Here is a 23,761-nt window from a genome sequence, read left to right on the forward strand (position 1 = left end):
GGCGAGCGGCGAACGCCGGTCATGCTCGCCTCGAGCGCGCCGCCAGCGCGTTGCATGCGTCCTCGCGCGTCATGACGCCGAACACCACGGCGTTCCCCTCACGCCGGATCGCCTGCGCCGGCTTGCTGAGACCCATGCGGGCGTCGAGCGCCTGCTTCTCCTTCGGGGGGAGCCGGCTTGCCGGCTCGCGAGGCCAGGTCTTCACCGCGTCGCGAACCGTTGCGATCGGAGCCTTGTTGAGCAACGCGACGACCTCGGGAGCGAGGTCCGGACGCGACGCGAGGAGGCGATCGCGTTCCTCGCGGCTGTCGACCCTATCGATCATCGCTGCGAGGTGGTCGACCTTGGCGGCGAGAGCGGCGAGGCGCGCCTTCGCTGCGGCATCGATCGGCCTGCTGCTCGACACCGCGGCCGCGCGGTTCCCCCGCTTGGCGACGGGCGCCACCTTCTTCCCCGGCACGGAGCACGCGCGCACGGCTCGGGGGAGCGATGAGGCCGGGGAAGGGCTCGGGGCGGCTGCCTTGGGTGCGGGCAGCGCGATCAAGCGGTTCGGCGGCCCGCCGTGGGGGACGGCGGGGAACTCGCGCCCCCATGCCGACGAGGCGATGGCCAGCGGCCCCGGCCGATCATAGCGATAGTGGTTCGCGCTCTCACTGAGCGTCGGTGTCTTGGACATTGCCTTACGCGCACTCGGGCGCGCCTCCGTTGTTGTCGTTCGTGCCGCTCGCGGCGGCGAGGAAGGTCGGCGTGCTCGCGATGGACGCCGGAAGGTGCTCGCGATCCATCACATCGAGGCCCCTGATCAATGCCTCGCGCGTGACGTCGGAGAACGAACGGATCCGGTCGCGGCTGACGCGTCTCCGGTGAAGGCGCGCCTCCACCTCGTCATCGAGCAACACAGTAACAGGTCGCTTGCTCATGGGTTCACAACTTGAGCTCTTGAGTGTCTCTGGTCTAGAGATAATCACAGGGCATGTGTCGATTGCGCATTATGAAACATCATGTTGCGCAACGATGGAGTGAGCGTTCTCGGCGACGCGACGAGGTGTCCCTCATGCTCGTCGACGGCGGCTTCCACCCCGAGTTCATGGGCTACAGCGCGCATGCCACGGCGCGCAGTCGCCCCAAGCCTCGAGATCCACGGACCCGCGGGAACGCATCCGGCCGACCTCCGCCGTTCCCGAGGCAGGCCACCGCCCTCCCGCCTTGTGTTTCCGATTTTCCAGCCCGAACCCGTCCCATACGAGGACGCAGCCCCCAGGGCATCAGACCCCCCGGATACTGTTCCCGAGGGGGGGACGCATACGAAACGCCTGTTTCCAGGGACTTACGCGGTCAGCGCTCCCCCTCTTCGTCGCGATGCAGCCCCCTCTCGGGGTGGCGATGGTGGCGATGGTGGCGATGATCCTTAGACCCCGTGGGCGAGATCAAAAATTTTCGTGTGTACTGGATCACGTGCCATCGAAAAAAAGTCCATCGCGCCCGGAGGGGCCCGGGGAGATGGCCACCATCGCCACCATCGCCACCCCCATCCCATCGGCGGCGGAGCTCCAAGGGGCCAGGGCATGAGCAGGCGAACATGCGGCGGCTCGCAGCCCGGCGCTCATCACGGCCGATTCACGGGAACGACGGTCCAGAGGCGTTCGCCGCGCACGATGTTCGTCTGGACAAGCTTGCGCCCGCCTACGTTGCGGTTCCTGTACCGGCGCAGCAGGTAGCCGATCTGTTTGACGTTCGGCAGCTTGCCCGCCGGGACACCTGACACGAGCTCGGCCAGGCCGGCGCGGAGCACCGGCCACTTCGCCGGCTTCGGCGTGTGCTGCATGCGTACGGCGGCGCGATCCGCATCGTCCTGCTGAAGAGCATCGAGCACCTGAGCGACGGTGCATGCGTTCCGATCCGGGGAGATGTCCGCGCAGACCTTGGTCCAGCCGTCGACGAGCTGCTCGAGCGCCGTCGCCTCCGGGTCGTCCTCATCGTCCGCAGAGCCGCGCGCCTCGCCGGGGTCCGGATAGCCGAGCCAGACGATCGCACCGCAGACCACCCTCGACCATTCGTTGAACGAGCCCCACGACCTCATGCGCGGCTCCAACGTGTGCAGATCCATCCCTGTAGCAGTCCACGCGCGGAGGACGGTCAGGGCGGCCGCGACGAGCTTCGCGCGATGCTCCCGGACGTGGCCGAGCAGATGCGGCTGGCGCATGTCGTCGCGTGTCTCGGGTTTCTCGAGCGGGCTGTCGAGCCGTATCACGCAGCAGCGCCGCGCCGTGTCGCCTCGGAAGGCGACGTTGTTCCCGGTGCCGTACCACGTGGCGAGCATGGGGAGCTGCGGGCGGTTGTTGCTGCCGAGGAGCCGCTCCCCCCAGAAGACATCCGTCAGCGCCTTGTCCAGCGTGCCGCTGCCGAGGGGGCGGCTGATGTTGTCGATGAGCACCAGCGGATCGCCCTCCAGCGCGATGCACGTGATCCGCTTGCGTTCCTCTTCCTCGCTGTCGACCTGCGTCATCGTCGCCATCGGCCGGCCCGTGACGATCTCCCCGACGACCTTCGCGAGCAGGGTCTTGCCCGCGCCGCGCACGTTCCCCGAGTAGACGAACATCGGCGCCGGCCCCTCGAAGGCGAACCGCGCGAGGGGCGTCAGGACCGACGCGAGCCACGCCGCGCGATGCACATCGCTCTCGAAGGGGAAGTCCTCGACGACATCAAGGAGCAAGTCCGCCGCCTCACGCGCCTGATCCCTCGTCGGCGCGTGTGGGATCGCCGGGAAGTCGAGGACGGGCGCGTAGAGGATGCCCGTTCGTGCGTCGTAGCCGGGCACGAGCAGCATGCTCCCATCGGGTCGTAGAACCGGGCACTCTGCGATCGCGGTGAGCCGTGGGATGCCTTCCCACTGGCCGCGCGCTTCAACAGCGCGGACACTCCAATCAGGCGGATGCGCCGTCCGCATGGTGATCTCGCCGGTCTGCGGATCGGTCCGCTGTACGACCCACCGCGCAGCGACCGTGAGGAGCTCACGCAGCCGGGGCAGGGGGATCGTGCGGATGCGGCGCGTCCCCTCGGCGCGTGCGAGCCCTGGGACGCTCGCCGTCTCCCGCACGATGTCGACCAGCATCCACCCGCGCTGGTAGACGCCCGGAACCGATGCAAGCGCCTGGACCGCGCCGTCGTTGACCTCGTGCTCCGCCGTCGTCACGACGATCACGGGGCGCTCGTCGGTCTCGCCCGGGTGGGCATCACTGGAGCTCGCGCTGTGACCGCGCCCCCTGAAGGCGCGGACCGCGCGCTTCCAAGGGAGCACGCCCACGCCGAGCACCTTCAGCCCCTCGTAGAGGTCGGTCCAATCCGGCGAGTCCTCGGACAGCGTCGCAGCGAGGCGCAGGATGCCAGGCGCACGGGCGGCACCGCTTCGCTTCTCCCTGGGAAGTCCCCGAAGCTCGTTCAAGACGGCCGCGATGCTCTGCGGTTCGTTCACGATCGCATCGCGCTCGAGCTCCTCGTAGCCTTCATCACGCGCCGGGTCGATCGCCAGCGCGGCAGAGGTCCGCAAGCGGTCCGCATGCCCCGCCTCGTGCAGCAGGTACCCACGAGGCACCCCGGCGTGGCCTGCATCCTCGACCTTGTGGCGGAGCTCTGCCTCGGACCACGGCGGCAGGCAGCGCGGGTTGTACTCGGTGCGCAGCAGATCGAGCGCGACATCGGGGGCGAGCTCGAATCCGCAGACCATCGCCACGGCGGCGCGCCAGAGCGCGTCATGACCTCGCTGTCCCGAGATCGCGGGATCCATCGTCCGGAGGTACGCCGCTGCGCGCGTCCTAGCGTCCGTGCTGCGCGGCGCCGCCTCTTGCGTGGCGGGTGTGAGCTGCGGTCTGGCGGGGGGCGCCTTCGGCGTGGTCAGCCGCTCGAGCAGCCACCGGGGGGCGCTCGCGATCGGAGCGACGAGCGCCACGGCGTAGAGCCGTCCCGTGTGGTGGAGCGACGGCGGGGCAACGATCTGCCCGCCTTGCGCGCGCACATCGATCCCGGGCAGCTTGGCGACGCTGTTCGCGAGCTCTGCGCCGAGATCGGCCAGCTCGGGCGGGATGGCGAACAGAAGGTGACCGCCGTCGTCGCGACCCGATGCGGTACGGAACGTTGCGGGCAGCGGTCCGTGCTCCCGCTCAAGCGCGGCGAGCGTGGCGCGCCCTTCTGGTCCGTCGACATCGACGGCGAACAGGGCGGCCGGGCCGCCCATCGCCAGCCCGATGTTCGCCGACGGCCATCGTTCCCACCATGCCCGGACCTTGGCGACGTCGCTCGATGCCTCCCGCTCCCAGTCCTTGATCCGAGGATGCTTCCCGGCATGCCTCGCGTGCGCTGCTCCTCGCGGGCAGCTACAGGCGCCGACCGGTCCGACGCTGTGCAGAGGGATCACGCGGAAGCCACGCCGCGCGTACTCCGCGGCGGCTTCTGCGAGAGACAGAGCGCTCACGGCCTCGAGCCCGACAACGTCAGGCGGATGCGTGCACGCGGAGCGCGCCACCCGCCCGGAGAGCGCAGCGCGCGGCGCGTCGTTGCGCAGATGCGGAGCTGCGGCCGTCACGCGCATCCCCCGGCGGCGTTGATGCGCTCTGCCGTTGATGGCCACCACGCCAGCGCGGTGCGGTAGCTCCCGTCGCTCGCCACGGCGACAACGCGAACCGCACCGTTCGGCACCGGTGCGGCGAGTGCACGCGCAGCGTCCGGATCTCCAGCGCGGTCGAGCGCTGCGGCCGCGCTGCTTCGTTCGCGGAGCGTGACCACCGCGCCGTCGATGCCTTCCTGCCCGAGGACCAGCAGTCGTTCTGGATTGCACCGCGGGGGGCCGGCTTGGGCAAGGAAGACCTTGATCGCTTGGAGAATGCGCGCGAGCTCGGCGGAGAGCTCCGCTCCGCTCGCGGTGAGGCCGGTGCAGCTCATCCGCGACCTCGCTTGCGCTCGCAGCCGACCTCCGCAAGGACGGCGGCGACGCTGTCACCAGGCGCATCGTTCGCGGGTCGCGTCGGCGCGGTGTACGCCCGAAGCCATGCCAGAAACTCGACCCGCGGCACGAGGCGCAGCTTGCCGAGCCGCACCACCTTGAGAGGAAAGCCGGCCTTCCTGAGCTCGTCCAAGTAGACCCGCGCCGGGATCCCTGTGACGGCTTCCACGTTGCGCTGGCTCAGGAGCTCAGGCGGCGCGGCCGTGATCGCGAGCCCGTCCAGCGGGATGGCGATCGTGGTTGTGATCTGTCCCCTGCCCTTGTTCGGGGCAGGGCTGTCCTGTTCGTGTCCCATCGTCCAACCCACCCGCGGCGCTCCGTATCGCGACGGTGGCGCCGCTCTTCGTTTCAGCCCTGCAACTGCGGCATCGGAGCTCCCTGCACCTGCGCCAGGTGGCGCAGCGCGAGATCGATCCGCTCCCGCACGGATTCGCGGACAGCTTCCCCGCGGAGGTGCTTCTTCACGGTGCGGGGGTCGACGCCCGAGAGCCCCGCGAGCACGAGAACCTTTTGCGTTTCGGTCAGCGCCATAGCGACGCCGAATGTGCAGCGGCCGCCGCGGTTTCGCGAACCCTTGCCACCCTGGAAAGGGATTCCACGGCGGCAGGGCTTAGGTTCCGCTGGACTTCTCTTTCCGCTTCTGCTTCGCGACCAGCGTCTCGAGCCGCGCGCTCGCCTTCTTCACGCGCTCCCCGTAGGTTCCGGGCATCGAGCCAAAGTCGAACGCGCCCACGGAGACGGCGAGCCGCGCGGCAACCGCTACGGGTCCGCGTCGGCCCGCGCCGCCTTTCGGATCTTCGCTCACGGAATCCAGCTCGCTATCGAGCCGCTCGAGCGTCAGCCCTGCGAACGCCGGGTCGTAGTGCTTCGCAAGGCTCTCGCGCATCACCACCAGCGGGGGGCGGACGCGGTGGCGGAGTGCGTCGCGCCTGTGGGCGGCGAACGTCCGGATGGCATGGACGTAGCGAGCGAGCGTGGGGCCGACGCCGCGCTCGACGCCCATCAGCAGATCGCGCGCAGCGCCGACCTGGTCGAGCACCTCGCGATTGTTCCCCTGAAGAGCCATCGAGAGGGTGTAGAGGAGCTCCTCGGCGAGGGCGATGTCCTCGTCCGTCAGCTCCTGCGACGCGTGACACACCCCATCCGGACGCCGCAGCTTGCCGTCCAGGAGCCGGGCGAGGATCATCGCGTCCTCGCTGTAGGTTGTGTACGGCAGCGGCCAATCCAGGTCGGTCGCCTGCATGTCAGGCTTGCCGTCATGGCCCGCGTTCGCGCTCACACTCCCTCCACGGCATGTCAGCGGACGAGAGGGCGCAACCACCTCCTCGGCCGCTGCCAGCTCACCCTAGAGCCGTCACGAGGAAGCCGGCAGCACCGTGCGGCGACGTGGGCGTCCGATTTTCAGCGTGCGCCCCTGCGGTCGCGCTCGCGCGTCAGCGTCACGACGTTGCTCGCGCCGCTGCCCGCTTCACTCGTCGTGGGCGGCATGGCGAGCGCATGCCCGATCGCTGCATGCAGCGCCCGCACGGTGTCGAGGTCGCCAAGCATGGCTGCCATGCGCAAGCCGTCTCCGAGCTGCGCTAGCAGCGCCGCGCGTGGTGAGGGAGGCTGCCCGGGCATCAGCATGATGGCCGGCGCATGCTCAACGGTGGCAGCGCTCGCTATCGGCAGGGTCACTCCCTGTACGGGGCGCCCGACGTCGTCGCCGTGGGGGCTGGCGATCGTCGTGTGCCGGCCGTCGTCCTCGCTCCGCTCCGCGCGCTCCCTCGAAAGGGCGCCCACCCCCTCGGCAACGGGCGGCGCCTCCGGTGACCCGTCCCGATCGGCGTCCTCGCCCCCCTGCCTTTCGGCCGAATCTGACGGCTCGTCACCGTTCGCCGTGCTGCCACTCGGATTCAAAATCCGCTGTCCGCAAGGGCTTGTGGGTTCGAGTCCCACCTTCGGTACCGAGAGCGCCCCTCACGATCGTTCGTCGCCAGGCAGCCGAGGGCGGGTGGTTCGCTCTGGCGGGCGGCCGTCTTGGTCACAAGGCGGCGCCGTAGGGGCTGACCGTTCGTGACGCTGGGCGAGCCTGGACGGCGCGCTCTGCCGGAGCACGGCGCTGTCAGGCTGCTACGCTCGGCGCGCATGTCGCGTCGGAGCGGAGGTGGGATCGAACGGCTGGGTGCGCTGATCCAGCGCGGGTCCTCGCTCTCGGCGCCGGCGGAGGTCGACACCTCGCCGATGCCGTTCCGCGAGTGGGAAGCGGCCGTGGGGTCCCGGATCGCCGCGCGCGCGCGGCCGCTCAAGCTGGAGCGCGGCGTGCTCCACGTCCGCGCGGCGAGCTCGATGTGGGCGCAGGAGCTCTCGTTGCTCGGCGACGCCATCACCGCGCAGCTCCGGTCGCGCGGCCTCCCGGTGCAGTCCCTCCGGTTCCGCGTGGGCAAGGTGGAGCCGGTCGCGCGGCCGCCGTGGCGCGAGGAGGTCCGCCCGACCCCGAAGGAGGCGCCGCTCCCGGTCGAGGTGCGGCGAGAGCTCGGGAAGGTCGCCGATACCGAGCTACGCGACGCGATCGCGAAGGCCGCCGCGAGGAACCTCGGCTGGCAGGAAGCCGAGGCGATCGCGCGTCCCCGCAACGCACCGCCGCCGCTCCAGCCCTCCGCGGCGCCGGCCCCACGTGTGTCGCCGCCGTTCCAGCCCTCCGCGGCGCCGGCCCCACGTGTGTCGCCGCCGCCTGCCCCACACGGGGCCGCTCGCGCGGCGCAGCCGCCGGCCTCGCGCGTGTCGCGCGTGCCGCCAGAGGCCGCCGCTCCCGCGACGCCAGGCGGCGATGCGGAGGCTACTTCGCCGCGACGAGGCGCTCGAGACCCTCGATCCGCTGCATCAAGAACCGCTCGGTCGGACCGAACGACGGAGCCATCCGGCGGAGGTCGTCGAGGTAGATCCTGAGCGGCTGGATATCGAGCGTCTTGACGCGCCGGACGACGGTGTAGAGCTCGTCGACGACGGGGCCGGGCAGCGGGCGGCGCGCGATCGTGAAGAGCTCGAACGCGTAGTTGACCCACGTCCCCTTGGTCGTGGCGCCGGCGAGGCGAGCCGCGTAGCGCGCGGCGAGCTCGGCGGCCGGCATCTCCAGCGGCACGTTCGTCCGCGCGCGGCTCAGGATGTCGATCAGCACCGTCTGCAGGATGCGCTCTGCCTCCTCGCTGCGGCCCATCGCCAGCGCCTTGTCGGCGAGGCTCGCGAGCAGGCGCAGCGACTGGAAGCCCTTGGATCCGCCGTCTCCCGTCGGGCTCGTGAGCTCCGTCGGGTCGTCCGACATCTTGCGCATCTCGGTCAGCGCCATCGCGCCGAGCGTCGCCGTCGCGCGGCGGAACTCGACCCCGTAGGCGTCGTGGGGGCGCGACTCCTCCCCGCCGTAGAGCAGCATCTCCTGGCTGCCGATGATGATGCGGTCGCCGTCGGTCAGCTCGCGCTGGCCGGAGATGCGCGTGCCGTTGACGTACACGCCGTTCCTGCTCTCGAGATCGTGCAAGGCCACGCCGTCGTTGCGCACCTGCAGCGTCGCGTGGCGCCGCGACACCAGCGGGTCATCGAGCGAGAGCTGGCAGTCGCCGCTCCGGCCAATCACGAAGGGCCCTTCGGGGAGCTCGAAATCGTGCGCCAAGTACCGGAGGCGGAAAGGCATGGTCTATTTCAGTGCGCCGAGGCGCTCGAGCCCTTCGATGCGCTGGAGGATGAACCGCTCCGCCGGCGTACGCTCGCCTGCGCGCTCGCGGAGCCGCTTCGCATAGCCACGGAGAATGGACATGTCGACGGCCTTCACCTTGCGCAGGACACTATACAGCTCATCGACGAGGTAGGCGGGGAGGAGGAGCTCGAGCCGGGTATTCAGCTCGAAAATATAGTTGATCCACGAGCCCCGACCCGTCGCCGCGGCGAGGCGGGCCGCATACATGCTTGCCTTCTCGACCAGCTCGGGCTGCACGGCGCCGACGCCCCCGTCCCGCGCCTTCGTGAGGATGTCGCTGAGCGAGCGCTGGAGGATGCGCTCGGCCTCGTCGACGCGCCCCAGGGCGAGCGCCTTGTCGGCGACGCTGCCGATGAGGCTGAGCGCGTGCACGCGCTTGTCCGGGTGCTGGGGGACGAGCCCGGGGAGCGACCTCCGGGAGGCGATGGCCGTCGCGCCGTCGTCCTCGCCTGCGGGCATCTCGCTCATGTCGACCGTGCGCGCGTTCTGCTGCCTCGTCCAGAGCGGCGCGCTCCGCGGCGAGTGCGCCGAGCTCGGCTCGATGGCCCCGAGCAGGAACATCTCCTGCCCCCCGATCGCGATCTTGTCGCCGTCCGACAGGATCTGGCGCCCCGCGATCCGAGCCCCGTTGATGAGCACGCCATTGCGGCTGCCGAGATCCTCGATCGCGACGCCGCCCTCACCGACGGTCAGCAGCGCGTGCCTGCGCGACACCAGCGGGTCGTCCAGCGACAGCTGGCAGTCCGCGCTCCGTCCGATGAAGAACTCGCCGAGCGGCACCTCGAGATCGTGGGCGAGGTAGCGCAATCGGATGCCCATGATCGAGCCATACCAACAGCCCAACAGGCCGTCAAAAGACAGCTTTCGGGCCGTGTAGCATTGGTTTGCAAGCCCACAAGAACGGCCGTGCAATGCGGACGGGACGTCCGCTTCCGCCTTACAGTATCACACCAGTTATTGTCGCCGCATCGTCGCCGCATCGTCGCCGCATGGTGCCGCGTGTCGTCGCGCGGCGTTGCTACCGGCTTGGGCGAGGCTCTCAGGGGAGGCGAGAGAGGACCCGGAGCAGTCTGAGGAGGAGCCTTGGGTGCGCGACGAGGCCGTAGATCTTGAGCTCCCCGCGGGCCACGAGGCGCGCGAGGTCGCGCAGGGGGCCGCTCTGTCGGCGGTGCAGCACCCCCAGCTTCGGGAGGCGCAGCCAGCGGTGGAACGCGACGTCGGGGAGCCGGCGGAGCGCCGACTCGTCGCCGCAGAACGTGACGGACGGGATGCCGATGGCGCCGTCGTGGATGGTGAGCCGCCCGTGGTCGAAGCGCATCGTCATGGACGTATCGGCGTCCTGCGCGACGACGAGCACCGACCCGCGCAGCGCCCGGAAATCGGAGGCGCGCTTCGGGTCGCGCGCGAGGTGCTCGCGGATGAGGTGACCGAGGTAGGCCGCGAGCGGGTTCTCCTCAGCGCCTGGGGCGAGATCGACGATGGGTTCCATGGTGCCGCCTCACCCGGCCGCGCGCGCTCCGTCCACCCCGATGTCGCGGCGGAGCACCTTGCCGTCGAAGTCGATGGCGCTCGCGGCGCGGAAGGCGCGCTCCCGCGCCTCGGTGAGCGAGTCGCCCGCGGCGGTGACGGCGAGCACGCGGCCCCCCGCGGTCACGACCGCGCCGTCCCGCTCGGCCGTGCCCGCGTGGTTCACGAAGGCGCCCTCCACCGCGGCCGCAGCGTCGAGGCCGCGGATGACGTCGCCGGTCACCGGCGCCGTGGGGTAGCCGCGCGCCGCGAGCACGACGGTGAGCGCGTGGCGGCCGGGGGCGACGCGCGCCGCTCCGGGAGCGAGCGCGCCCGCCGCGGCAGACGCGCAGAGCTCGGCGACGTCGCCCTCGAGCAGCTCCATCAGCGCCTCGCACTCGGGATCGCCGAAGCGGACGTTGTGCTCGAGCAGGATGGGGTCCCCGGCGGGCGTGATCATCAGGCCCGCGAACAGCACCCCGCGGAAGGGCCTCCCTTCCGCCCGCATGCCGTCGATCGTCGGCCGGAGGATCTCGCGCTCGACGCGCGCGGTCAGGGCCGGGGTGACGCGGGCGCTCGGCGCGAACGCGCCCATGCCGCCCGTGTTCGGCCCGGTGTCGCCCTCGCCGACGCGCTTGTGATCGCGCGCCGCCGGCAGGACGAAGATCGCCTCGCCGTCGCTGATGGCGTGCACGCTGGCCTCCTCGCCCTGGATCGCGTCCTCGAGGATCACGGTCGCGCCGGCGTCGCCGAAGCGGCGATCCACGAGCATGTCCTTCGCGGCCGCGAGCGCCTCGTCGACGGTCGTCGCGACGACGACGCCCTTGCCGGCGCAGAGCCCGTCGGCCTTCACGACGATGGGCGCGCCGCGCTCGCGGATGACGCGGGCCGCCTCGTCGAAGGAGCGCACGATCCGGAACGGCGCGGTCGGGATCCCGTGGCGGGCGGCGAACTCCTTGAGGAACGCCTTCGACCCCTCGAGGCGCGCCGCCTCGCGGCTCGGCCCGAAGACGGCGACGCCCTCGGCGGCGAGCGCGTCGGCGACGCCGGCGCAGAGCGGCGCCTCGGGGCCGACGACGACCAGGTCGGCGCGCTCGCGGACGGCGAGCCGGGTCGCCTCGGCGGGCGACAGGGACGGGAGGTCGACGCGGCGGATCGGGGCGCGGCCGGCGCCCGCTGGCGCGTGGGTCCCGGCGTTCCCGGGCGCCACGATCACCTCGGCGACCGAGGGCGATCGGGCGAACGCACGCGCGAGGGCGTGCTCGCGCCCCCCGGAGCCGAGCACGAGGATGCGGCGATCTGACCTTCGGGGGGCGGCGGAGCTCACCCCCGCGCGCTACCACGCGCCGGGCCTCGCTGTCGAGGCGCCTCGCGCGGTCCCGTGCCCGCGGGGGGCTCCGCGGCGCCCGGCGTCGTGATAGAAGCGCGCGCTGGGCGCGCGGCGCGGCTCCGCCGGGGCCGCGGGCGCGCGACGCCGGGCCCTTCGCGAGGGGGACCGGAGGGCGGATCCCTGAACATTCTGGAGGGATCGGCGAGCGCGGGTCGCTCGGCGTCGAGGGGACGTCGAGGGGGCGGCGGGCGCGGATCCCCCGTCGTGGAGGTGAGCGATGACGCATCGGGCTTCGTGGGATGAATATTTCATGCGCATCGCCGAGGTCGTCGCGTCGCGGGCGACCTGCGATCGGAAGCACGTCGGCGCGGTGATCGTGCGCGACAAGAGCATCCTCGCGACCGGGTACAACGGCTCGATCCGGGGGCTGCCTCACTGCGACGAGGACGGGCACCTGATCGAGGACGGCCACTGCGTGCGCACGATCCACGCGGAGGCCAACGCCATCATCCAGGCCGCGCGGAACGGGGTGCGGATCGACGGCGCGACGGTCTACGTCACGGCCTCGCCTTGCTGGGGGTGCTTCAAGATGATCGCGAACGCGGGGCTCTCGCGCGTCGTCTTCGGCGAGTTCTACCGCGACGAGCGCATCTTCCGGTTCGCCACGGAGCTCGGGATCGAGCTCGCCCCGCTGGAGCGGCGCGAGACGCCCGCCTGAGGTATTGCGCGGGCGGCCGCTCGGTTGAGCGAGCCCTCGCGCAGTCGACGCCAGGTTGCGCGGCGATCTGCGCAACGCTCAGGCCTTGCGCGGCCGCGGCAGCCCGTACACGCGGATCCGCTCGACCAGCGTGCGCCGTGAGATCCCGAGCAGCGCCGCGGCGCGCGTCTGGTTCCCCATGCACTGCTCGAGCGCCTGGACGATGCGCTCGCGCTCGTGGGCCTCCATGGCGTCGCGCAGCCGGGTGGGGCCCGGGTCCACGCCGTCCGGCGCGCTCTTCGCGCCGTCGGGCACGCTCCTCGCAATCGTAGACGGTGGCGCCGGCGCCGGCGCACGCGCGTTCGAGGGCGCCTGCGGCGGGCGCGCCGGAAGGGGCATGGCATGCGATGGACGGGTGGGATCGGCCAGCGGGGAGAGGAGCAGGTGCTCCGGCCCGATGGGCGCCCCGTTGGCGAGGATCACCGCGCGCTCGAGCACGTTGCGCAGCTCCCGGATATTGCCTGGCCAGCTGTGGCGCTGGAGCCCGGCAAGGGCCGCGGGCGAGATCGGAACGGACGCGGCGCTCGCCTCGCCGGGGAAGAGCTCCTTCGCCGTGCGCTCCGCGAAGAGCTGCGCCAGCGCCGCGACCTCCCCGGGCCGCTCGCGCAGCGGCGGGATGGAGAGGGTCACGCCGTTCAGCCGGAAATACAGGTCTTGCCGGAACGCGCCGCGGCTCACCTCGGCCTCGAGGTCGCGGTGCGTGGCCGAGACGAAGCGGACGTCGATCTTGATGGGGGTCAGCCCGCCGACCCGCATCACCTTCCGCTCCTCGATGACCCGGAGCAGCTTGGCCTGGATCGAGGGCGGCAGCTCGCCGATCTCGTCGAGGAACACGGTGCCCCCTTCGGCCGTCTCGAGCAGCCCCGGCTTCGCCCGGACGGCGCCGGTGAAGGCGCCGCGCTCGTGACCGAACAGCTCGCTCTCGAGCAGCGACTCGGACAGCGCGACGCAGCTCAGGCGCAGGAGCGGGCGGCTCGCGCGCGGCGAGGCCCTGTGGATCGCCTCGGCCAGCACCTCCTTGCCGGCGCCCGTCTCGCCGAGCAGGAGGATGTTGATCGGGCCGTTCGCGACGCGCTCGGCGAGCTCGTAGACGGCGCGCATCGCGTCGTCCTTGACGATGACGTCCTTGCCCGCGTCCCGCTCGCCGCCCTTCTGGCGGAGGACGACGCGCGCGGCGCCGAGGTAGATGACGTCGCCGGGCGAGAGCTCGACCGCAGCGCCCCGCGCGGGCGTGCTCTTGCCCACATCGATCAGGCGCTCGGTCGCCGCGCTGCAGTGCCGGGCGCGCACGCGGGTCCCGTTGCTGCTGCCGAGGTCCTCGATCCGGAGCGGCGGGCCGAGGTGCAGCACCGCGTGCCGGCGCGACACCGAGGCGTCGGGGACGCAGATGTCGGCGTCCTCGTCCCTGCCCAGGACGACGCTGCCCGAGCCCGGCAGCTGTCGGGTGCTCATCGAGCTCTGGGTGATGATCAGGAGCTCGAGCGAGCCACCATCGCGGGAAAGGATCTCCGGCTCAGCCACATCGCACCCCAGAGTCGCGCCGGACGACGAGCGACGCCCTGCCGCCGCGCGCGTGCGATCCGTTCCGGGGACCGTTGCGGCAGCGTTCGCGGGACGGTCGCCAGGACCGAGGGCACGCCCAGCAGCCGGCTGCGTAGCACGGACGCGCGCGCAGGGCGACCGCCGTCGCGCTCACCTCGCGCCCGCGGGGCTCGCGGGGCTCCCCAGCCGTGGCGGTCGAGGTGGCCCAGCGCGCGCGGGGCAGCGATCGTCATCGCTGCGAGGCGGCGCGCTCCCGGTGCCGCGGCGCGGGCAGTAGAATTTCCGCGGATGATCGCGCGGGACCCGTTCGGCTGGGTGGGCAGCACCATCGGCGGCAAGCTGCTGGTGGACGCCGTGGCCGGCGAGGGGACGTTCGGCGTGGTCTACCGGGCGACCCACCTGGGATTCCAGGAGCAGGTGGCGGTCAAGTGCCTGAAGATCCCCGCAGATCTCCTGCCGGAAGAGCGGCAGTCGCTGCTCGACACGTTCGAGCGCGAGGCCCGGCTGCTGCACCGGCTCTCGCGCCGGACGACGGGCATCGTCCAGGCGCTCGACGTCTCTGCCGCGACCTCGCCGGAGGGCTGCTGGACGCCGTACATCGTCATGGAGTGGCTCGAGGGAGAGACGCTCGCGCAGCACATCGAGGCGCGGCGCGCCTCCGGGCGCGCGCCGTACTCCGTCGACGAGGCGATCGAGCTCCTGGCGCCCGCGGTGGGCGCGCTCGCGATGGCGCACGACGAGCGGGTCTCTCACCGCGACGTCAAGCCGGCGAACCTGTTCCTCGTCGAGATTCCCGGCGCGACGACGATCAAGGTCGTCGATTTCGGCATCGCCAAGGTGATCGACGCGTCGATGCCGCTGTCGAAGGCGCTCGCGGAGACGAGGCGAGCCGTGGCCGCGGCGCGGGGCGTGAACCCCAGCGACACGACGCAGGTGCTCGCGACGTCGCCGACGTTGCACGTGTTCACGCCGCTCTACGGCGCTCCGGAGCAGTTCGAGCCGAAGCTCGGCGCGACGGGGCCCTGGACGGACGTGTTCGCGCTCGGGCTCGTGCTGCTGCAGCTGGCCTCGGGGAAGCAGCCGATCGACGGGCGCGATTGGGCCGAGCTCTACCTCGCCGCCGTGGACCCGCGCAGGCGGCCGTCGTTCGCGGGGCTCGGCGTCGAGGCGAGCCCCGCGCTCGAGGCGGTCGTCGCGCGGGCCGTCGCGGTCGAGCCCGCAGCGCGCTTCCGGGACGCGCGCGAGCTCGGAGAAGCGCTCGCGTCCGCGCGCGCCGGCTCCGCGCTCCGGCCGTCGGCTGCCCCGCTCTCCGCGATCTCGCCGAGGGCCGACCAGGCGTCCCCGCGGGGTCCGAGCGCGGCGCTCCCGGCCGCCCCGGCGCCCGCGGACGCCACGAAGGTCGCGGCGCCCACGGGCGGGGCGAAGGTCGCGGCGCCCGCGGGTGAGTACCGTGTCTGCACCGTGCTCTCCGCGGAGATCGTCGCCGGCGACGACGGGCAGGAGCCGCTCGATCCCGAGCAGGAGCTGGAGCTCCGCGAGGCGTGCCGCGAGCTCGTCCGCGAGCGCGTCGAGGCGCTCGGGGGCGTCGTGCAGGGCAGGAGCGAGGGCGTCGTCACCGCGCTGTTCGGCGCGCCGCGCGCGAGCGACAACGACGCCGAGCGCGCCGTCCGCGCCGGGCTGGAGCTCGCGTCGCTCGACGCCGGGTCGCTCCCTGTCCAGCTGCCGCCGCGCTCCCGGCCGAGGTTGCGCGTGGGCATCAGCACGGGGAGGCTGTTCGTGAGCGGCGCGACCGGGCGGGGCGCTCCGGTCGACGCCTCCGGCGAGGCCTTGAAGGCGGCCGCGCAGCTCCAGCAGGCCGCCGTGCCCGGCGCGGTGCTGATCGCGCAGCCCACGTTCCGGCAGGTGGCCGGGCTCTTCCAGGTCGAGCCGCAAGGCGACGGCGCGCCGGGCTTCCGTGTGCTGAAGCTCGCGAGCGGATCGGGCGCGGGATCCGATTTCCTCGGCCTCGGCACCCGTTTCATCGGGCGGGCGGGGGAGGTGCAGCGGCTCTCGGAGGCGCTGGAGACGGTCATCGCGGAGCGGCGCGCGATGTTCGTCTCGTTGATCGGCGCGGGCGGCATCGGCCGCAGCCGTCTCCTCGCCGAGGTCCGGAAGAGGGCGCTGTCGCAGGCGGAGCCGTGCATCGTGCTCGGCGCGGCGTGCTCGTCGCTGTCGATGGATGCGAGCTACCACCTCGCCGCGTCGCTCCTCCGCGCTCATTTCCGCGTCCAGGACGGCGACGCGCGCGACGTCGTGCTGCGCAAGCTCGCGAGCGGCGTCCTCGGCGTCGACGCCGGAGGCGAGGCCGGCGGCGCGCCGCACCCGCTCGCCCTGGAGGACGCGCTGGCGGAGGTCGCGGCCGTGCTCTGCCCGTTCCCGGCGGCGCAAGCCGCGCCCGCGACGGCGATCGTGCCCGACGAGGGCGGCGCCGAGGTGGCGAAGCGGGTGGCCGCGGCCGTCGCGATGCTGCTGCGAGCGATGGCCGCGCGCGGAGCCGTCGTCGTGCTGCTCGACGACATCCACTGGGCAGACGACGCCAGCCTCGACCTCTTCGACGATCTCGCCGTGCGCCTGTCGGACGCGCCCCTGCTGCTCGTCGGCGCGGCCCGGCCCGAGCTCTACGAGCGGCGGCCGCACTGGGGCGAAGGGAAGGCGAGCCACGCGCGCCTCGATCTCGGCCCGCTGCCGCGGCGGCACATCGAGGACATGGCGCGCGAGCGCCTCTGCCTCGTCGCGCGCTGCTCCGCCGAGGCCATCCGCGCCCTGGCGGAGCGCGCCGAGGGCAACCCGCTCACGCTGACCGAGACGCTGTACCTGCTCATCGACGCCGGCGCGCTCGAGCGGCGCCTCGGCGAGCCCTGGATCCTGCACGAGGAGCAGCTCGCCCGGCTCTCGTTGCCGGCGACGATCCAGGGCATCGTCCAGGCGCGGCTCGATCGGCTCGACGGCGAGGCGCGCGCGGTCCTGGCGCAGGCGGCCGTGGTCGGCAGGACGTTCTGGAAGGGCGCGATCGACCACCTCCGCGGCGCCGCGCCGCTCGACGGCGGCGGATCGAGCACCGCAGACGTGCTGCGGCGGCTCCGGGAGCAGCAGATCATCCAGGCGCGTGACGCGTCGACGTTCCCCGAGGACTGCGAGTACGTCTTCGCCGAGGCGGCGACCCAGGAGATCGCCTACGAGACGCTCAGCCTCAAGGTGCGCCGGGCCATGCACCGCGCGGTCGCCGCCTGGGTCGACGGCGTCTCGGCGGGGCGCTCGCCTGCGCGCGCGCCGCGGGGGCTCGGGGAGGCGCTCGCGGCGCTCCACCATGATCGCGGCGGCGACGCGCGGAGCGCGGCGCTCGCCTACACGCGCGCGGCGGCGAGCGCGTCGTCGCTCGGGCAGAACGCCGAGGCGCTGCGGCACTTCGAGCGGGCCCGGGAGATCCACGCGAGCGCGGCGGACGGCGCCCCGGCGAGGGGCTCCGCGGCGCGCGCCCCGTCGGCCACCGCGCCGGGGGGCGACGAGCGCCGGCTGTTCGCCTGGCACGAGCGCGCGGCGCTGTTGCTCGACGTCGGCGACGCCCTCCGCAGGGTGGGCCGACTCGACGAGGCGGAGCGCGCGTACCTCGAGGCGCGGACGCGGATCCTCCGCGTCGAGCGGCGCGCCTCCGCGCCGCCCGCGCAAGGCCCGGAGGCCGCGCTGCTCTGGGATGCGCGCGTGGATTTCCGCCTCGCCCTCGTGCTCAAGGTGCGCGGCGCGACGGCCGACGCGCGCGCGCTGATCGAGCGCGCGATCGCGCTCGCGGAGCGCGGCGGCGCCGCCCCGGAGACGCTCCCCATGTACGGGCTGCTCGCGGCGCTCCACCGGCGCGCCGGCGACCTCGACGCGTGTCGCGCGGTCGCGCTTCGGAGCCTGCGCATCTGCCGGACGCTGCATCGAGGCGACGACCGCCGCCGCGTGGCGGCGTCGCAGCTGCTCCTCGCGCTCGGGACGGTGTTCTACTCGCGCGGTCGGGTGGTGCAGGCGGAGCGCTGCTACCGCCAGGCCGCGCGGGCCGTCGACGAGCGCGCGTACCCAGAGGCGCTGGGCTTCGCGCTGAACGGCGTCGCGGCCGTGCTGTTCGCGAAGGGCGATCTCGGCGGCGCGCGGGAGGTGTTCGCCCGAGCGCTCGCGCTGAAGGAGCGGCTCGGCGATCTCCAGGCGATCGCGTCGGGCCACAACAACCTCGCGGAGGTCGAGCTCCGTCTCGCGCGCCCGCACGCCGCGCTGGAGCACGCGCGGCGCGCCGTGAGGCTGGGCGAGCAGGCCGGCGCTGGCGCCGATCTCCCGGACGCGTACCGCAACCTCGCCGCCGCGCTGCTCGCGGCCGGCCACGTCGGGGAGGCGCTCGAGTCCGGCTGCGCGGCGCTGCGACTCGCCGAGGTGGGCGGCGGGCGCGTGTACCTCGCGGACGTCGCGCTCGGCCTCGCGCGGATCTGCCGCGCGGCCCTCCGCGACGCCTCGACCCGCCCTCGCGCCGAGGCGGCCGTGGCGCAGCTCTCCGCCTCGCTGGCGGCGCATTTCCGGGATGGCGAGCTCGCGGCGCGGGCGGCCGAGTGCCGCGCGCTGCTCTCGGATCCCTGAGGCGCTGACCCTTTCTCGTCAGGTAGCGCGACGTGCCGCGCGGGAGACGTTCGTGATGATCAAGTCTTGGAATCAGGCAGCTATCGTTCTGACCGCCGCGGCCGCGCTCGGCTCGGCGGCGCTCGGGTGCGCGTCGGATCCCGCACCGCCGGGCGGATGCCCTGGCGCGCGCGCGGCGTCTGGCGCGTGCATCGGCGTCCCCGCGGGAGCGCTCTGCGGCGGGGACTTCTGCGCCGCGTCGGTCGATTGCGCCGAGGTGATCGAGGTCTCGAGCGACGCCGCGCTCTCGCAGGCCACCGACGCCGCTCGGCCTGGGGCGTGCATCGCGCTCGGCCCTGGCGCCTACGGCCCGATCGATCTGCCCCCCGGCGTGAGCCTGCTCGGCCGCGGCGCTGGCTCCGTGAGCGTCGCGGCGGTCTCGCTCGCGGCCGGCGACGGCGCCGTCCTCCGGGCGTTGACCGTGGGCGAGGGCGGCGTGCGGATCGCGGCCGGCGCCCGGGCGCGGATCGAGGCGGTGCGCGTCGTCGGCAGCGCGTCCGACGGCGTGACGCTCGGCCTCGGCGCGTCGCTCGACCTCGTCGCGTCGGCGATCGAGGGCTCGGCGCGGTACGGCCTGAGCGCGTTCGACGCCGGCCGCGTCTCCGTCGTGCGGTCCGTCGTCTCGGGCTCGCAGGGGCCGGGGCTGTGGGCGCAGTGCACCGGCGGCTGTGACTGCGAGGCGCCGGTGGAGCTCCACGTCGAGGACGCGCTCGTCCGCGACAGCAAGGTGGTCGGCGTGTCGCTCGTCGGGGCGCGCGCCTCGATGTCTGGCGTCGAGGTCAGCGGCAATGGCCTGAGCGGGTTCGATCCGAGCGGCGGCATCTCCGTGTCCGGCTGCTCGACCCTCGACGCGGCGGCCCTCAAAGTCGCCGACAACACCGGGTTCGGTCTCCTGATCGATCGAGCGAACGCAGCCCTCGGCGAGAGCGGCGAGGGCTTCGAGGTGAGCGGCAACCAGCCCGGGATCTGGATCCAGCACACGACGCCGGAGCAGACCGTCCAGCTCACGGGAGGCCTCCTCGAGAAGAACCGGGCCATCGGCCTGGGGATGAGCGGCGACGCGCGCGGCATCATCATCGACGGCATGCGCATCGCCGGGACCTTCGCCGACTCGGCGGTGGTGAGCGCGGACGGCGGGCTCGCCCAGGAGGTCGTCGGCGACGGCGTGAGCTGGCAGGAGCGCGCGCAGGCCGCGATCTTCGGGCTCGTGCTGAGCGGCAACGGGCTCGAGTCCCTCAACCCCTCCATCCGCCCGTCACGCCGCGCGAGCCTGCTCATCGACGGCGGCGTCGGTCTGGACAGCCGCCTCTCCGCCGTGACGCTGGAGGGCGGTGACGATGCGGCGGGCATCGTGCAGCAGCGTCTGCCCGCTGACGGCATAAGCCCGCTGCGGGACGCCGATGTCCCGCGCATCGTGACGAGCCCGGAGGCGCTGTTCTCCGTGCCCGTCGCGCCCATCGCGCCGGCGGCGCTCGATGCCCCTTGAGGCCTGCATCAGCGCGGCGACGGCCCGGCTCTGGGACCGCGTCCCGAGGTGAGCGCAGAAGCGCGTCGGGTCCACAACTGGACCGACAAAAAGTAAGTGGGCCCGCCACACTCGCTTTCCGCTACCGTTGCTCCCTTCCGGGCCTGGCGGGGTTCACGGCGCGCTGTCGGCGGACCCATGAGGTCCAGGCGCTGTTGCCTGACGCAGGGACTTCGTAGTCGAACCTCATCCCCATGTCGAGCCCCACGGCGCGCGCGGCGGCGATTCGTGGGCCATGGCGTCTCGGCGCCCTTCGCGAACGCAGCGTCGCCCACGTCGCCCACGTTGGGTTCCCTCCTCGGAGCCATCGGGGGTGAGGGCGGTGCCAGTGAGGTGTGAGCGTGAGCTGCGATCGGGGTGTGCAAAGGGTGGTGGTGTGCGCCGAGCGATCGACCTGGAGCGGCATCGGCCAGGGCTTGCCTCGTTCAGGAAGCCCCGTACGCTTGGAGGTGTCGTGAATCCGTTCGATTCCGAGGACGAGGGACGGGGCAGCCGGCTGATTCCGGTGCTTCTCTTCATCGGCTCCGCAGCGCTGGCAGCGGCCGCGCTCCGGTTCGCCTGGCAGCAGCCGGTGATCATGGCGGCGGTGCTCAGCGTGGTTCTCGTGTTCGCCGCGGCCCGCTGGCTCGCGCGCCGCAAGCTGCGCCGGCTGCTGCGCTCGGGCGATGTGGGCTCGGTGCTGCGGCGCTGGTCGTCGTCGCTTCACCGCGTCCCGCACCCCGCCACGATGGCACCGCTCATGACGGCGACGGCGTTCGCGGCCTATGGTTGGGTCGAGAAGGCGCGCGCGGCCATGGCCGCCGCCGAGCGGGGGCCCGCGTGGGAAGCGGCCCTCGAGCACCGCCTCTTCCTCGACACGCTCCTCTGCACCTTCGAGGGCGATCGCGACACGGCGCTCGCGCAGGCGGGTCGCCTGGCGCGCCTCCCTCTCCCGGACATCAGCTCGCCCTTTCGCAGCCGGGTGGTCACCCTGCGATCGGCAGCCGGCGCGCTCGCCCGCGCCTTCGCTCACACGAGCGTGCCGGGCGACCGCGCGCTGCTGGAGCGCGCGAGCGAGGCCAGCCCGCTCGTCTTCTGGGCCATGCGCTACGCCGCGGCCGTCGTCGCCATCGACGAGGGCGAGCTCACCCGCGTCGAGGAGCTCCTCGCCGACGCGCCCTCCTGGCCCCAGGAGTCGACGTTCCGCGCCTTCCACGACGAGATCGCCGATCGCGCCGGCCTTCCCCGCACGGTGAGCGCGTAGCGGGCCGGTCATCGCGCGCGCCGCTGCGCGCGGCGTCGACCCGGAACGCCGGTCCTTCCAGAGGGCGCGCTGTCTTCGCGTTCGCGCCGGCTCAGCCCTGGAACAGCGTGCGGATGTAGCAGGTTGCGCGCGCCCCGGGGGCTGCGCCGGCGGGGTCTTCCGGCGCGTCCGGCACGAACGCGCCGAGCGCGCCGAGCGCGCCGCCGAGGGTGAACGTGCGCAGCATGATCCTCGCCTGCGTGCCCGCGAAGCACGGCTTGCGGTAGGCGATCTCCACCCTCCGGGCGAGCACCGCCGTGCTGTGGCCCTGCGCCGAGAGACGTCGCAGCGCGGCCTCCGCGAAGAGCCGCGGGTACACGAGCGAGTTCACGTGCTGGTTCCCGTCCGTGTGATCCAGGCCGAACGCCACCGGGATCGGATCCAGGGTCGGCTTCGCGTCGAGCGGCTCTGCGCCCTCGGGCAGGCCCATCAACGCCTCCGGCGAGCGAAAGTCGTAGCGCTCGGGCGGCACCGCCGGCAGATCCGGGGACTCGAAGCGCAGCACCTTGCGCGCCTCGGGCGCCGCGAAGGGCCGCGTGAAGACGTGCTCCGCGAACACGCGACCGACCTGGATCGGCTCGCCCGCGCCGGGCGGCGGCGGGCCGTAGGTCCGGCTGCGGCGCCCGCTGGCCGAGAGCCACATGGCCAGGATCAGCCGGTTCACCTGGGAGGTGGCGTCCTCCGTGTGCGCCAGCTGGTAGCGGCCCTGCAGCTCCAGCGGCTCCCGCGTCGCGATCGGCCCCTCTCCGCCCTCGATGATGAGGCGGGTGAGGATCGGGATGATCCCTTGCGTGAGCATGAGCGCCTCGACGGGGCTCGCCCGCAGGAGCTTCACCCAGACCGCGGGCCCGAGGCCGTGCGGCAGCGCGTCCAGCATCACCCGCCCGTTCTGGCTGACGTCTTCGAAGCGGAGGTGCATGGCGGCGGTCGCCTGCTGCTGCTCGGGGACGCAAGGCTCGTCAGGGAAGTAGTGCATGCCCCGTCTCCATAGCTGACGCCGCCGCGCACCGCATGGACCAGCGCCTGGGCGCCGCCATGGCCGGCCAGGCCGACGGCGCGCGTCCATGGTACGATCGCCGCGTGACGCTCCTGAAAATCGCCCACATCGGCAACCCTGTCCTCAGGCAGCGAGCGCGTGAGGTCACGCCAGAAGAGCTCTCCTCCCCTGCGATGCAGGCGTTCATCGACGATCTGGTGGAGACGATGCGCGACGCGAACGGCGCGGGCATCGCCGCCACCCAGGTCCATGTGCCGGTGCGCATCTTCGCGGTCGAGGTGCAGAACAACCCCCGTTATCCGTACAAGCCGAACATCCCGCTCACTGTCGTGGTCAATCCGGTGATCGAGCCGCTCACGCAGGAGACGTTCGAGAACTACGAAGGGTGCCTGAGCGTCCCGAACCTGAGGGGTGTTGTCGACCGCACCACCGAGATCCGGCTCACCGGCCTGGATCGCGACGGGAGGCCGATCGACCGCATCGTGCGCGGGCTGTCAGCGGGCACCTTCCAGCACGAGAAGGATCACGTCGACGGCGTGCTCTTCGTCGATCGCGTGAAGGATCCGCGGACGCTCTGCACCTGGGCGGAGTTCGACCGCTATCACAAGCAGCCCTTCGTCGAGCGCATCGTCCCGTTCATCCAGCGGATGGGCGGATGAGGTGCCTCGTCGCGCGGGTCCTGCTCGTGCGTGTGACCGCTGCGCGGACCAGAGCGCTCGGCACGAGCTCGAGCGCTCCCGCGGACATGCGCCTCCGCTAACGCAGGCCGCACGCCTCTCGCCCGCGCTGGCGGGGAGGGACGTGCGGTGCCTGCTGGCGGGGAGCGATCAGGCGCCGCCGCCGGTCCGTTCTTCGCGCTCGATCTGCTCCTGGTACGCGACGCTGTAGCGCGCCCAGGGACGCAGCTTGAGGCGGCGGTAACCGATGGGCTCGCCGGTGCCCTCGCACATCCCGTAGCTCCCCTCCTTCATCTTCGCGAGAGCACGGTCGATCTCGGCGAGCACGCGGACATCGCGCTCCAGGAGCTTCGACGTCAGCGACGTCGCGCCCTCGGCGTTGGCCTCGTCCATCTCGTCGCCCACCTCGCGCGAGATGTCGCGCTCTGCGTGCTGCCGCTCATCGATGTTGGCGACGAGGCTCGCCCGGCGCTCCTCGAGCGCCTGCCTGAGCTCGTCGAGCTGCTCCGGCGTCAGATCCGGCAGATCGGAGTCGTCCGTTTCGGGCGCCGCGTGGCGCACGGGCGGCCTCGGCATGGCGGCTGCCGTCGTGGCGGACGTCTCTGGCCGCGCCGGGCTCATTCCGTCGCGACTCGCACCTTCACGGTTGTTCATTGTTTCCTCTCATATTTTCGGTGGCAATTCGCGTACCGATCTTGAACGTGGGCGGACGAAGCACGCGCGCGGCGTGGTTACC

At 72.6% G+C, this 23,761-nt stretch carries 21 protein-coding genes and 1 other RNA gene; 6 read left to right on the forward strand and 16 right to left on the reverse strand.

Features of this window, described 5'->3' with window-relative positions:
* Window positions 1–19: 19 nt before the first annotated feature.
* The 8 genes from WME82_RS48920 to WME82_RS48955 all read right to left on the reverse strand — a co-directional run bounded on the left by WME82_RS48920 (window position 20) and on the right by WME82_RS48955 (window position 6,934).
* Window positions 20–676 (reverse strand): hypothetical protein, encoded by a 657-nt coding sequence (locus WME82_RS48920; RefSeq protein WP_438040935.1) that lies wholly within the window; start codon window positions 674–676, stop codon window positions 20–22.
* Window positions 677–680: 4 nt separating this feature from the next.
* Window positions 681–920 (reverse strand): hypothetical protein, encoded by a 240-nt coding sequence (locus WME82_RS48925; RefSeq protein ID WP_438040936.1) that lies wholly within the window; start codon window positions 918–920, stop codon window positions 681–683.
* A 686-nt stretch (window positions 921–1,606) separates the two neighbouring features.
* Entirely contained in the window at window positions 1,607–4,585 is a 2,979-nt protein-coding gene (locus tag WME82_RS48930) for a bifunctional DNA primase/polymerase (RefSeq protein ID WP_438040937.1), read from the reverse strand.
* Entirely contained in the window at window positions 4,576–4,935 is a 360-nt protein-coding gene (locus WME82_RS48935; RefSeq protein ID WP_438040938.1) for a hypothetical protein, read from the reverse strand. The genes WME82_RS48930 and WME82_RS48935 overlap by 10 nt, the downstream gene beginning before the upstream one ends.
* Window positions 4,932–5,291: a hypothetical protein gene (locus WME82_RS48940; RefSeq protein ID WP_438040939.1), complete on the reverse strand. Its 360-nt coding sequence runs from the start codon at window positions 5,289–5,291 to the stop codon at window positions 4,932–4,934. Before WME82_RS48940 ends, WME82_RS48935 begins: the two co-directional genes overlap by 4 nt.
* A gap of 53 nt (window positions 5,292–5,344) precedes the next feature.
* Window positions 5,345–5,527, reverse strand: a complete 183-nt coding sequence (locus WME82_RS48945) for a hypothetical protein (RefSeq protein WP_438040940.1) — start codon at window positions 5,525–5,527, stop codon at window positions 5,345–5,347.
* Between the two features lie 79 nt (window positions 5,528–5,606).
* Entirely contained in the window at window positions 5,607–6,275 is a 669-nt protein-coding gene (locus WME82_RS48950) for a hypothetical protein (RefSeq protein ID WP_438040941.1), read from the reverse strand.
* Between the two features lie 122 nt (window positions 6,276–6,397).
* Window positions 6,398–6,934, reverse strand: coding sequence for a hypothetical protein (locus WME82_RS48955; protein ID WP_438040942.1), 537 nt, complete (start codon window positions 6,932–6,934; stop codon window positions 6,398–6,400).
* Window positions 6,935–7,219: 285 nt separating this feature from the next.
* Here WME82_RS48955 and WME82_RS48960 point away from each other — a divergent pair, with 285 nt between their 5' ends.
* Window positions 7,220–7,924: a DciA family protein gene (locus WME82_RS48960; protein ID WP_438045012.1), complete on the forward strand. Its 705-nt coding sequence runs from the start codon at window positions 7,220–7,222 to the stop codon at window positions 7,922–7,924.
* Here WME82_RS48960 and WME82_RS48965 read toward each other — a convergent pair.
* From WME82_RS48965 to purD, 4 genes are all read right to left on the reverse strand, one after another.
* Window positions 7,815–8,663: an FHA domain-containing protein gene (locus WME82_RS48965; protein WP_012241622.1), complete on the reverse strand. Its 849-nt coding sequence runs from the start codon at window positions 8,661–8,663 to the stop codon at window positions 7,815–7,817. The genes WME82_RS48960 and WME82_RS48965 overlap by 110 nt on opposite strands.
* 3 nt (window positions 8,664–8,666) lie before the next feature.
* Entirely contained in the window at window positions 8,667–9,545 is an 879-nt protein-coding gene (locus WME82_RS48970) for an FHA domain-containing protein (protein WP_437296770.1), read from the reverse strand.
* A gap of 220 nt (window positions 9,546–9,765) precedes the next feature.
* A complete protein-coding gene (locus tag WME82_RS48975) occupies window positions 9,766–10,215 on the reverse strand; it encodes a hypothetical protein (RefSeq protein ID WP_437547888.1) in 450 nt (149 codons plus the stop codon).
* 9 nt (window positions 10,216–10,224) lie between these two features.
* Window positions 10,225–11,517: a phosphoribosylamine--glycine ligase gene (gene purD / locus WME82_RS48980; protein WP_438040943.1), complete on the reverse strand. Its 1,293-nt coding sequence runs from the start codon at window positions 11,515–11,517 to the stop codon at window positions 10,225–10,227.
* A gap of 322 nt (window positions 11,518–11,839) precedes the next feature.
* Here purD and WME82_RS48985 point away from each other — a divergent pair, with 322 nt between their 5' ends.
* Window positions 11,840–12,280 (forward strand): deoxycytidylate deaminase, encoded by a 441-nt coding sequence (locus tag WME82_RS48985; RefSeq protein WP_044967417.1) that lies wholly within the window; start codon window positions 11,840–11,842, stop codon window positions 12,278–12,280.
* A 78-nt stretch (window positions 12,281–12,358) separates the two neighbouring features.
* On the opposite strand, the gene WME82_RS48990 is transcribed toward WME82_RS48985, so the two are convergent.
* Window positions 12,359–13,771, reverse strand: a complete 1,413-nt coding sequence (locus WME82_RS48990; RefSeq protein WP_438040944.1) for a sigma 54-interacting transcriptional regulator — start codon at window positions 13,769–13,771, stop codon at window positions 12,359–12,361.
* A 378-nt stretch (window positions 13,772–14,149) separates the two neighbouring features.
* On the opposite strand from WME82_RS48990, the gene WME82_RS48995 reads away from it, so the two are divergent.
* Both WME82_RS48995 and WME82_RS49000 read left to right on the forward strand, forming a co-directional pair.
* A complete protein-coding gene (locus tag WME82_RS48995) occupies window positions 14,150–18,505 on the forward strand; it encodes a protein kinase domain-containing protein (RefSeq protein WP_438040945.1) in 4,356 nt (1,451 codons plus the stop codon).
* Window positions 18,506–18,560: 55 nt separating this feature from the next.
* The gene (locus WME82_RS49000; RefSeq protein WP_438040946.1) at window positions 18,561–20,030 is read left to right on the forward strand and encodes a hypothetical protein; all 1,470 of its coding nucleotides are present in this window, start codon (window positions 18,561–18,563) and stop codon (window positions 20,028–20,030) included.
* 91 nt (window positions 20,031–20,121) lie between these two features.
* Here the strand turns inward: WME82_RS49000 and ffs are convergent.
* Window positions 20,122–20,211: signal recognition particle sRNA small type (ffs, locus tag WME82_RS49005), an RNA gene on the reverse strand.
* Between the two features lie 312 nt (window positions 20,212–20,523).
* Here ffs and WME82_RS49010 point away from each other — a divergent pair.
* Window positions 20,524–21,312 (forward strand): hypothetical protein, encoded by a 789-nt coding sequence (locus tag WME82_RS49010; RefSeq protein WP_437743272.1) that lies wholly within the window; start codon window positions 20,524–20,526, stop codon window positions 21,310–21,312.
* Between the two features lie 91 nt (window positions 21,313–21,403).
* On the opposite strand, the gene WME82_RS49015 is transcribed toward WME82_RS49010, so the two are convergent.
* The gene (locus tag WME82_RS49015; RefSeq protein WP_437743273.1) at window positions 21,404–22,327 is read right to left on the reverse strand and encodes a hypothetical protein; all 924 of its coding nucleotides are present in this window, start codon (window positions 22,325–22,327) and stop codon (window positions 21,404–21,406) included.
* Between the two features lie 104 nt (window positions 22,328–22,431).
* On the opposite strand from WME82_RS49015, the gene def reads away from it, so the two are divergent.
* A complete protein-coding gene (gene def / locus WME82_RS49020; RefSeq protein WP_437743274.1) occupies window positions 22,432–23,007 on the forward strand; it encodes a peptide deformylase in 576 nt (191 codons plus the stop codon).
* Between the two features lie 168 nt (window positions 23,008–23,175).
* Here the strand turns inward: def and WME82_RS49025 are convergent, their stop codons facing one another.
* On the reverse strand, window positions 23,176–23,601 hold the full coding sequence (locus tag WME82_RS49025; protein ID WP_437743275.1) for a TraR/DksA family transcriptional regulator: 426 nt from the start codon (window positions 23,599–23,601) through the stop codon (window positions 23,176–23,178).
* Between the last annotated feature and the right edge of the window lie 160 nt (window positions 23,602–23,761).

This window comes from Sorangium sp. So ce128 (genome assembly GCF_051525245.1).
Classification (GTDB): domain Bacteria; phylum Myxococcota_A; class Polyangia; order Polyangiales; family Polyangiaceae; genus Sorangium; species Sorangium cellulosum_B.

Bases quoted from the DNA above. Each gene is read 5' to 3' on its own strand.
- WME82_RS48965 (WP_012241622.1), bottom strand. From the start codon at position 8,663: ATGCCTTTCCGCCTCCGGTACTTGGCGCACGATTTCGAGCTCCCCGAA.
- WME82_RS49000 (WP_438040946.1), top strand. From the start codon at position 18,561: ATGATCAAGTCTTGGAATCAGGCAGCTATCGTTCTGACCGCCGCGGCC.
- WME82_RS48940 (WP_438040939.1), bottom strand. From the start codon at position 5,291: ATGGGACACGAACAGGACAGCCCTGCCCCGAACAAGGGCAGGGGACAG.
- WME82_RS48960 (WP_438045012.1), top strand. From the start codon at position 7,220: ATGCCGTTCCGCGAGTGGGAAGCGGCCGTGGGGTCCCGGATCGCCGCG.
- WME82_RS48930 (WP_438040937.1), bottom strand. From the start codon at position 4,585: ATGCGCGTGACGGCCGCAGCTCCGCATCTGCGCAACGACGCGCCGCGC.
- WME82_RS49015 (WP_437743273.1), bottom strand. From the start codon at position 22,327: ATGCACTACTTCCCTGACGAGCCTTGCGTCCCCGAGCAGCAGCAGGCG.
- WME82_RS48990 (WP_438040944.1), bottom strand. From the start codon at position 13,771: ATGAGCACCCGACAGCTGCCGGGCTCGGGCAGCGTCGTCCTGGGCAGG.
- WME82_RS48925 (WP_438040936.1), bottom strand. From the start codon at position 920: ATGAGCAAGCGACCTGTTACTGTGTTGCTCGATGACGAGGTGGAGGCG.
- WME82_RS49025 (WP_437743275.1), bottom strand. From the start codon at position 23,601: ATGCCGAGGCCGCCCGTGCGCCACGCGGCGCCCGAAACGGACGACTCC.
- WME82_RS48985 (WP_044967417.1), top strand. From the start codon at position 11,840: ATGACGCATCGGGCTTCGTGGGATGAATATTTCATGCGCATCGCCGAG.
- WME82_RS48920 (WP_438040935.1), bottom strand. From the start codon at position 676: ATGTCCAAGACACCGACGCTCAGTGAGAGCGCGAACCACTATCGCTAT.
- WME82_RS48945 (WP_438040940.1), bottom strand. From the start codon at position 5,527: ATGGCGCTGACCGAAACGCAAAAGGTTCTCGTGCTCGCGGGGCTCTCG.
- WME82_RS48995 (WP_438040945.1), top strand. From the start codon at position 14,150: ATGATCGCGCGGGACCCGTTCGGCTGGGTGGGCAGCACCATCGGCGGC.
- WME82_RS48970 (WP_437296770.1), bottom strand. From the start codon at position 9,545: ATGGGCATCCGATTGCGCTACCTCGCCCACGATCTCGAGGTGCCGCTC.
- WME82_RS48935 (WP_438040938.1), bottom strand. From the start codon at position 4,935: ATGAGCTGCACCGGCCTCACCGCGAGCGGAGCGGAGCTCTCCGCCGAG.
- WME82_RS48975 (WP_437547888.1), bottom strand. From the start codon at position 10,215: ATGGAACCCATCGTCGATCTCGCCCCAGGCGCTGAGGAGAACCCGCTC.